Origin of the sequence: uncultured Maricaulis sp., from assembly GCF_963976135.1 — a bacterium.
GTDB lineage: Bacteria > Pseudomonadota > Alphaproteobacteria > Caulobacterales > Maricaulaceae > Maricaulis.
The window spans coordinates 1-2,136 of the sequence record NZ_CAXBKN010000186.1 but is presented as its reverse complement, the minus strand read 5'-3'; the positions used below and the strand labels follow the sequence as shown (position 1 = coordinate 2,136).

At 62.9% G+C, this 2,136-nt stretch carries 1 protein-coding gene; it reads right to left on the bottom strand.

Features of this window, described 5'->3' with window-relative positions:
* On the bottom strand, positions 1-1,886 hold a 1,886-nt coding region (gene uvrB / locus AAC023_RS14425; RefSeq protein ID WP_339742002.1), incomplete at its 3' end, for an excinuclease ABC subunit UvrB.
* Positions 1,887-2,136: the final 250 nt, after the last annotated feature.

The following is a 2,136-nucleotide window of genomic DNA, read 5'->3' as shown; positions in this document are numbered from 1 at the left end:
TCGTTGTATGCGACCTGTTTGGCGCGTCTGCGGTCGGTTTCGCCGATGGCGCGGTCCATGGAGCCGGTGCGGCGGTCGGCATAGAGGATGACCTTGGATTCCGAGTTGCGGGCGGCGCGGCCGATGGTCTGGATCAGGCTGGTTTCGGAGCGGAGGAAGCCTTCCTTGTCGGCGTCGAGAATGGCGACGAGGCCGCATTCGGGGATGTCGAGGCCTTCGCGCAGGAGGTTGATGCCGACCAGCACGTCATAAGTGCCCAGACGCAGATCGCGGATCAGTTCGATCCGCTCCACCGTGTCGACATCGGAATGCATATAGCGGACCTTGAGGCCCTGCTCATGCATGTATTCGGTCAGATCCTCGGCCATGCGCTTGGTCAGGACGGTGACGAGGGTGCGCATTCCGGCTTCGGCGGTTTTTCTGGCCTCGGCGATGACGTCATCGACCTGGCTCGCGCCGTCGAGCGAGACCGGGCGGATCTCGACCGGCGGGTCGATCAGGCCGGTCGGGCGGATGACCTGTTCGACGAAGACGCCGCCGGTCTGGTTGAGCTCCCAATTGCCCGGTGTCGCCGAGACCGAGATGGTCTGGGGCCGCATCGCATCCCATTCCTCGAATTTGAGCGGGCGGTTATCGAGGCAGGAGGGCAGGCGGAAGCCGTGATCGGCCAGCGTTTTCTTGCGCGAGAAATCGCCCTTGAACATCGCCCCGAGCTGGGGGATGGAGACATGGCTTTCATCGGCGAAAACGATCGCGTTTTCAGGGATGTATTCGAACATGGTCGGCGGCGGCTCGCCCGGTTTGCGGCCCGTCAGATAGCGTGAGTAATTCTCGATGCCGGCGCAGGAGCCGGTCGCCTGCAGCATTTCCAGGTCGAATTCGGTGCGCTGGGACAGGCGCTGGGCCTCGAGCAGCTGGCCCTGGCTTTCCATCCAGGCGAGGCGGGTCTTGAGCTCGGCCTTGATCGACTGGATGGCCTGGTTGAGGGTCGGTTTCGGGGTCACATAGTGGGAATTGGCGTAGAATTTGACGCTTTTCAGATCGGTGATGGCGCGGCCGGTCAGCGGGTCGAATTCGGTGACGCTTTCGAGCTCGTCGCCGAAGAAGGAGAGGCGCCAGGCGCGGTCGTCATAATGGGCCGGGAAAACCTCGAGACTATCCCCGCGCACGCGGAAGGTGCCGCGGCCGAAAGCGGCGTCGTTTCTGAGGTATTGCAGATCGACGAGTTGGCGCATGACAGCACGCGGATCGGCCACGTCGCCGGGCTTCAGCTCGAAGGTCATGGCGGTATAGGTCTCGACCGAGCCGATGCCATAGATACACGACACCGAGGCGACAATGATAACATCATCGCGCTCGAGGATGGAGCGCGTCGCGGCATGGCGCATCCGGTCGATCGCCTCGTTGATCGAGCTCTCCTTCTCGATATAGGTATCGGTGCGCGGCACATAGGCTTCGGGCATGTAGTAGTCGTAATAGGAGACGAAATATTCCACCGCATTATCGGGAAAAAATGACTTGAACTCGCCGTAGAGCTGGGCCGCCAGGGTCTTGTTGGGGGCCAGGATCAGGGCCGGGCGCTGCACCGCCTCGATCACCTTGGCCATGGTGAAGGTCTTGCCGGTGCCGGTCGCGCCCAGCAGAACCTGATCGCGCTCGCCGCCCTGGATCGCCTCGACCAGTTCGGCGATGGCCTGCGGCTGGTCGCCGGTCGGTTCGAATTCGGCGACGCAGCGAAAGCGCTGTCCGCCCTCGGATTTTTCCGGCCGGTCGGGGCGGTGCGGGGCCCAGTTTTCGAGCGGATGCGCCGGCGCGATCTCCGGCACGGTGTCGAGCACGAAGTCTTCCGGTGCGGCGAGGCTGTCGTCGAGGGTGAGTTTGACCATCGCCGAGATATACGCATGCCAGGCCGCCGCGACCAGAGGCGGCAGGTGCGATGCTGACGCCACCCTGTCAGGAGGCGCTCATATTCAATTAACTACAGGTAGGCGGATATTAAGCCGGACGCGGTAGTCTATGGGTTCTGTTCTGGAGACCCTCATGCCTGCGTTCGACCTGTCCGGCCTCAATATTCTGCTGCTCGATGACAGCCGCTCGATCCGGCAGGTGCTCACAACCCTGTTGCGGGGGCTGGGC